The following is a 6396-nucleotide window of genomic DNA, read 5'->3' as shown; positions in this document are numbered from 1 at the left end:
CGATGCCTTCGGTGGAGGGAAGCTTGGTGATCGATTGCATGGAATGGCCCTTTCGCGAATGAGAGACGCCCAGAGCTTGCATGGCTCCGGGCGTCCTGTCATGGCAATGCGCGACGGGGGCGGGGCTGATCCCGACCCTATAGTGTGTCGAAGTCGGCCGCGGAGTGGCGTTCCTTCAGCTGCTCATGCGGCTCGCCCCAGGTGCGGTTGACCTTGCGGCCGCGGATCACGGCAGGGCGGGCGTCGATGCGTTTGGCCCAGGCCATCACGTTCTTATAGCTGTCGACGTCAAGGAACTCGGCGGCGTTGTAGGCCCGGCCAAGGGCGACACTGCCGTACCAGGCGTAGATCGCCATATCGGCCAGGGTGTATTCGCCACCCGCCATCCACTCCTTGTCCGCCAGATGACGGTCGAGGACGTCAAGCTGGCGCTTGGTCTCCATCGCATAGCGGTTGATCGCGTATTCGATCTTGATCGGGGCATAGGCGTAGAAATGCCCGAAGCCGCCACCGACGAAAGGCGCGCTGCCCATCTGCCAGAAGAGCCACGAGAACATCTCGGTCCGGGCCGCCGGATCCTTCGGGATGAAGGCCCCGCCGAACTTCTCGGCGAGGTAGAGCATGATCGAGGCGGACTCGAAGACGCGCTGCTTGGGGCTGGCGCCGTGGTCCATCAGGGCCGGGATCTTGGAGTTCGGGTTGATCTCGACGAAGCCCGAACCGAACTGGTCGCCCTTGCCGATGTCGATGTGCCAGGCGTCGTAATCGGCGGGGTGGCCGGCCTCCAGAAGCTCTTCCAGAAGGATCGTGACCTTGATCCCGTTCGGCGTCGCCAGCGAGTAAAGCTGCAGCGGGTGCTGGCCTACAGGCAGCTCTTTGTCATGCGTCGGCCCGGCAACGGGGCGGTTGATTGAGGCGAAGGTGCCGCCCGAGGGCTGCTCCCAGGTCCAGACTTTCGGCGGGATATAGTCGTTTGCCATGCACTTGCCCTTCCTGCAGCCGTCCTTCCGGCCAGCGGCGCGAGAGGGCAGCGGTGAGAGTTGCAGGAAAGCTAGTGCATCGCCGTTATGGCCGCCAGTAGGGCCACAGCGCGGGAGAGGGCTGCAAAAATGCACAGAGGCGACCGACCGGCCGCCCCTTGCAGAAGCGCTCCGACTGCCAGGTCAGATCGACAGGCAGACGTATTTCAGCTCCATATAGTCGTCGAGCCCGTGGCGTGAGCCCTCGCGCCCCAGGCCCGACTGCTTGACCCCGCCAAAGGGCGCCATCTCGTTCGAGATGAGGCCGGTGTTGACGCCGACCATGCCGTATTCCAGCGCTTCCTGGACACGGGTGATGCGGCCGATGTCGCGGGCGTAGAAATAGCTCGCGAGGCCGAAGATCGTGGCGTTCGCAAGCTCGATCACTTCGGCTTCCGTCTCGAACTTGAAGAGGGGTGCGAGGGGGCCGAAGGTCTCTTCCTGCGTGACCTTCATGTTGGATGTCACGCCCGTGACGACGGTCGGCTCGAAGAAAGTGCCGCCAAGCGCATGCCGGTGGCCACCGGTCACGACTTTGCCGCCGCCCGCCAGGACATCGGCGATGTGCTCTTCGACCTTCTCGACCGCGGCTTCGTTGATCAGGGGGCCAGTGGTGACGCCCGCTTTCAGCCCGTCACCGATGGAAAGCTTGGCAACGGCGGCAGAGAGTTTTTCGGCAAAGGCATCGTAGACCCCGGCCTGCACATAGATGCGGTTGGCACACACGCAGGTCTGGCCGTTGTTGCGGAACTTGGAAATCATCGCGCCTTCGACGGCGGCGTCGAGGTCGGCGTCGTCGAAGACGATGAAGGGCGCGTTGCCGCCAAGCTCCATCGAGCATTTCAGGATCTGGTCGGCGGCCTGCTTCAGAAGGATGCGGCCCACTTCGGTTGACCCGGTGAAGGTGAGCTTGCGGATCAGCGGGTTCTCGCAGAACTCCTTGCCGATGTCGGAAGAGCGTTTCGAGGTGATGACCGAGAAGAGCCCCGCCGGAACGCCCGCCCGTTCGGCCAATGCGGCCAGTGCCAGCGCCGAAAGGGGAGTCTCGGCTGCGGGACGGGCAACGAAGCCGCAACCGGCAGCCAAGGCGGGAGCGACCTTGCGGGCGATCATCGCGTTCGGGAAGTTCCAGGGCGTGATCGAGGCGGCGACGCCAATGGGCTGCTTCAGCACATGGATCCGTTTGTCGCGCTGGTGGCCGGGGATGATGTCGCCATAGGTGCGCTTGGCCTCTTCGCCGTAGAACTCGATGTAGGACGCGCCATAGGCGATCTCGCCCTTCGCCTCGGCCAGGGGCTTGCCCATTTCGGCGGTCAGGATGGTGGCAAGGTCGTCCTGGTTCGCCATGCAGAGGTCAAACCACTTGCGCAAGACCTGGGCGCGTTCCTTGGCAGTGCGGGCGGCCCATTCGCGGTGGGCCTTGTGCGCAGCAGTGATCGCGCGGGCGGTTTCAGCCCGGCTGAGGTTCGGCAGATGGCAGATCACGTCACCGCGGGCCGGGTTGGTGACGGGGAAGGTAGAGCCATCATCCGCGTCCACCCACGCACCGGCGACATAGGACTTGGTCACCAGCAGCGAGGGGTCCTTCAGAAGCGACGCGAGATCGGTGACGGAATCGAGCATGGGGGCCTCCATTGGTTACCTAATGGCGTGCCACTTCGGGAGAGGCTTGTCCAGTTCGCGGCGCAGGATCGGGCCATGGTTTGATCAAATCATCGAAGGACTGGCGCCATCGGTGGGGCCGGGCCAAATCTTTTCGAAAAGATTTGCAAATTCCTTCGAAGGAATTTGGTCCCGACATCAACCGTTGGCGTGCATCCGCTCGATGTAGGCGCGCATCTCTTCGGCCTCGTGGCGGGCGTCGCGCAGGCCCTCCATCGCGGCCTTGAGCTCGGCCTCGGTCTGGCTAATGTGGTTCGTCAGCTCCGACTCGCGCTGCTCGAGATAGGCAAGCGCCTGGTCGCGGAGCTCTTCGGCCTCATGCAGGGACTGAGCGAGCCGGTCCATCTCGGCCATGTCACCGCCGGCGACCCGGGTGAAGCGGTGCAGAAGCCAGTGCGTGAACCACCCCATCGCGAAGGAAACCAGAAGGATGATCGCGGTGGCGATAACGAATTCGGTACGGTTCATTGATTGTCCTCGGCCTCAAGGCCTTCGGGGCGCGGTAGCGGCGGGATGGTCTTTTCGGTAGGCGCGACCGAAGGGCTTGTGTCGCCCGAGAAGTCGGGGTTTGCGGCACCGGCCGCGGCGGCACTTGCGTTTTCGTCCGGCGGTGAAGCAGCGGGATCGGCCCCGCCTGGCCCTTCCAGCCGCCCCTCGGCGCCCGCGGCGCCACCCAGGGGCGCGGGCGGGGGGCTGGTCAGCACGAATTCGATCCGGCGGTTCGCCTCGCGGCCCTCTTCCGTCTCGTTGTCTGCGATGGGCGTGGCCTCGCCATAGCCGACGGCAGTCATGCCCGAGATATCGACCCGGCGGCCCTGCAGCGCCACCAGAACGGCCTCGGCCCGGGCCTGGCTTAAGGACTGGTTGCCGCCTTCCGAGCCCTGGCTGTCGGTATGGCCGCCGATCTCCATCTGCATCGCCGGGCAGGCGGTCAGGATGTTTGCAAGCTGGTCGATCACCGGCCGGGCCTCGTTTGCAATTTCAGCCGACGCCGGTGTGAAGGTGATCTTCGTCCGCGCGATCACGGCGTTCAGGTCGGCGGCACATTCCTCGGGCGTCGGCAGCGAGGCGATCGGGTCCAGCGCCTCGTCGTAGCGGACATTCACCTTGAAGGTCTGGCCCTGGCCAAGCTCGCCCGAGAGGATCTGCGTGATCTTGCCCCGCGCCGCGGTCGAGCCGGTGACGCCCGTCACCTCGACCAGGTCGGCGCGGACGAGAAGCGAGCCATGCTCGACCTCGGCCAGCGCTTTCAGGCCCGCGAACACCCGGACCGGCCAGCCGTCGGGCAGGGCCTCGTCCACCCGCGTGGCGGTCAGGACCTCGGCACCGGGGAAGGCCGCGCGGGCGAAGGCATCCACGGCGCTTCGCTGCATCTCGTCGGTCAGGCGGCCGCGCAGTTCGACCTTGCCGTCCTCTTTGACGGTGGCGGTAAACTCGGCCGGACCTTCGGCAGTGCTTTCTTTCTTCTCGAGGATCGAGGTCAGCGAGAACGCGTCGGGGAGCCCGGTTTCAAGCTCGCCCACCACCTTGTCGAAGGCGGCCTGCGCGACGTCGCTGCCGGCCAGCAGCGAGACATCGGCATCAGAGAAGGTGATCGATGCCGAGCCAAGCTCTTTCACCGCGCCGATGGCCAGGACGACGGCTTCGGACCACCGCGGGGTCGGCGTGCCAAGGCCGATCGTGCAGACAGGTGTGCTGACGACCCCCGCTGCCGCCGCCGCCGCCAGAATCTGGGTCCGGGCGCGTTCGGTGTCGGCGGAGCAGCTGTCGAACCGCGCGCCCTCGGCGTCGACCACGAAGCGCAGCGTGAAGGGGGTTATCACGGGGCGGGGGGCCGAGATGTCCATGACCAGGCGGACCCCGGCGGGCACAAGCGCACGCACCTCGCCTTCAAGCTTGCGCTTTTCGGCCTCGCTGTCGGAAATCGCGATTACCTCGACCATGTCCGCGCTGACCGAGATTTTCGAGAGTTCCAGCCGGCGCAGCGCCTCAAGCCCGAAGGCGAGGGCCGCATCCCAGTTCGGGGGTGCGGGATAATCGGCCGTCTCAAGGGTGTCTGGCAGGCCGTTGCCCGGTGCCAGGGCCTCGGCGGCGGCGGAAAGCTGTTCCTCGCTCATGCCGCCTTCGCCTGGTTTCTCGGGGATCAGGCCGCTTAGCTGGACCTCGTCTTCGGTGCGCAGCATCTGGACCGAGAACTTCGGTGCTTCGATGGCCGAGGCGGGGGTCACGTCCAGCGCGTCGCGGATGCGGGAAGCGTCGATCAGCGAGCCGACGATGTTGACCGCACGGAAGCGGGCGGCTTCGTTCGGGGCAGTGCCCGTCAGCTGCACCCGCAGACCGTCGGTAGCCACGGTGACCCAGTCGATGCGTTCCCTGGCCAGACGCGCTTCAACGACATGCTGCGTGCGGGACTCGATGACCAGAGTTGCGCCATAGGCGACTGAAAACATCACCATGGCCGCCAGTATGAAGGCCAGGAGTGCGAGGGTAGTTGAGGAAAGCTGGCGGATGCGGGTCGGCAATGGGACGGTTCCGGAAGACTCACTTGGGGCGATGCGCCCCCTGCTTCCTAGGGGTTTGGCCGTCCGGGTTCAACCAAGCCATGCGGCGATGGCAAGAAACGGCACGGGGATCAGGCCCGCATCGCGGTTCGAGCGGAAGACCGCAAGGCATGAGGCAGGGTCGTCAAGGTCAAGCCGCCGCATCTGCCAGCCAAAGTGCCAGCCCATGGCCCAGACCCCGCCAAGCGCCACCACGAAGGCAAGGGGCCGCGCCTGATCGGCATGGGCAAGGACAACGGCGGCACCGAAGAAGGTGAGTGTCAGCGCGAAAAAGGTCCAGAGCCAGTTCCGGCTTTGCGCACCGAAAAGGCGGGCGGTCGACTTCACGCCGATCAGCGCGTCATCCTCGCGGTCCTGATGGGCGTAGATCGTGTCGTAGAAAAGCGTCCAGGCGATGCCCGCAAGGTAAAGCGCTACCGCAGCCGGCGGAACCGTGCCCGCATGCGCGGCCCAGGCGAGAAGCGCGCCCCAGTTGAACGCGAGGCCAAGGAAGACCTGCGGCCACCAGGTGAATCGCTTCGCGAAGGGGTAGATCGCCACCAGCGCAAGAGAGGCCACGCCAAGGCCGATGGCCAGCCAGTTGTAGGTGAAAAGGATCAGCGCCGCGAGAAGCGCCTGGGCCGCCATCCAGACCAGTGCCCCACGCACCGTGACCTGGCCTGCGGGCAGTGGGCGGCTGCGGGTTCTGGCGACTTTGGCATCGATATCCCGGTCGGTGATGTCGTTCCAGGTGCAGCCTGCCCCGCGCATGAGGAAGGCGCCGATGCCACAGGAAAGGGCGAGCCAGACGTCCCATTGCCGGAAGCCGCCAGCCCCACCGGCGAGCGCCAGGGCCCAGAGGCAGGGGATGAAAAGAAGCCAGGTCCCGATCGGTCGGTCGGCACGGGCGAGCCTTAGATAAGGCCGGGAGGGGCCGGGGGCGAAACGGTCGACCCAGTTGCCCCGCGGCGCATCGGCCACCTGGTCCGCGGGGGCGGAAGCCTGCCCGTCGGCCTCTGGCATTTGCGGCGCTTGGGACATAGGTTCACGCTCATGTCGGATGCGAAGATCAGACTCTATGTAGATCAGCCGCTTGGTCCGGGGCAAGCGGTGCGGCTTTCGGTCGATCAGGCGCATTACCTGGTCGGCGTGATGCGGCTTGCGGTCGGGGCGCC

The 6396-nt window shown here is 65.8% G+C and carries 5 protein-coding genes and 1 pseudogene; 1 reads left to right on the top strand and 5 read right to left on the bottom strand.

The genetic code is table 11. The features are described 5' to 3' along the window. Window positions 1-137: 137 nt before the first annotated feature. The 5 genes from yghU to ubiA form a co-directional block, all read right to left on the bottom strand. Window positions 138-980: a glutathione-dependent disulfide-bond oxidoreductase gene (yghU, locus tag ACRCSW_RS17765; protein ID WP_438706979.1), complete on the bottom strand. Its 843-nt coding sequence runs from the start codon at window positions 978-980 to the stop codon at window positions 138-140. A 183-nt stretch (window positions 981-1163) separates the two neighbouring features. Beyond that, window positions 1164-2642 (bottom strand): NAD-dependent succinate-semialdehyde dehydrogenase, encoded by a 1479-nt coding sequence (locus ACRCSW_RS17760; protein ID WP_438706978.1) that lies wholly within the window; start codon window positions 2640-2642, stop codon window positions 1164-1166. 177 nt (window positions 2643-2819) lie between these two features. Further along, entirely contained in the window at window positions 2820-3149 is a 330-nt protein-coding gene (locus ACRCSW_RS17755) for a hypothetical protein (RefSeq protein ID WP_438706977.1), read from the bottom strand. Continuing rightward, the gene (locus ACRCSW_RS17750; protein WP_438706976.1) at window positions 3146-5203 is read right to left on the bottom strand and encodes an OmpA family protein; all 2058 of its coding nucleotides are present in this window, start codon (window positions 5201-5203) and stop codon (window positions 3146-3148) included. Before ACRCSW_RS17750 ends, ACRCSW_RS17755 begins: the two co-directional genes overlap by 4 nt. A gap of 69 nt (window positions 5204-5272) precedes the next feature. Continuing rightward, complete coding sequence (gene ubiA, locus ACRCSW_RS17745) at window positions 5273-6262, bottom strand: 4-hydroxybenzoate octaprenyltransferase (RefSeq protein WP_438706975.1); 990 nt, start codon at window positions 6260-6262, stop codon at window positions 5273-5275. A gap of 12 nt (window positions 6263-6274) precedes the next feature. On the opposite strand from ubiA, the pseudogene ACRCSW_RS17740 reads away from it, so the two are divergent. Then, a pseudogene (locus tag ACRCSW_RS17740) lies at window positions 6275-6396 on the top strand (16S rRNA (uracil(1498)-N(3))-methyltransferase); the annotation flags it as partial.

This window comes from Tabrizicola sp., from assembly GCF_051645465.1.
Taxonomy (GTDB): Bacteria; Pseudomonadota; Alphaproteobacteria; order Rhodobacterales; family Rhodobacteraceae; genus Tabrizicola.
Note: the sequence above shows the minus strand (reverse complement) of the source record. Positions and strands in the feature narration are given on the sequence as shown.

What these genes read in the sequence shown, in the direction of transcription:
- yghU (WP_438706979.1), bottom strand. Translation starts at nt 980, where the DNA reads ATGGCAAACGACTATATCCCGCCGAAAGTCTGGACCTGGGAGCAGCCC.
- ACRCSW_RS17760 (WP_438706978.1), bottom strand. Translation starts at nt 2,642, where the DNA reads ATGCTCGATTCCGTCACCGATCTCGCGTCGCTTCTGAAGGACCCCTCG.
- ACRCSW_RS17755 (WP_438706977.1), bottom strand. Translation starts at nt 3,149, where the DNA reads ATGAACCGTACCGAATTCGTTATCGCCACCGCGATCATCCTTCTGGTT.
- ubiA (WP_438706975.1), bottom strand. Translation starts at nt 6,262, where the DNA reads ATGTCCCAAGCGCCGCAAATGCCAGAGGCCGACGGGCAGGCTTCCGCC.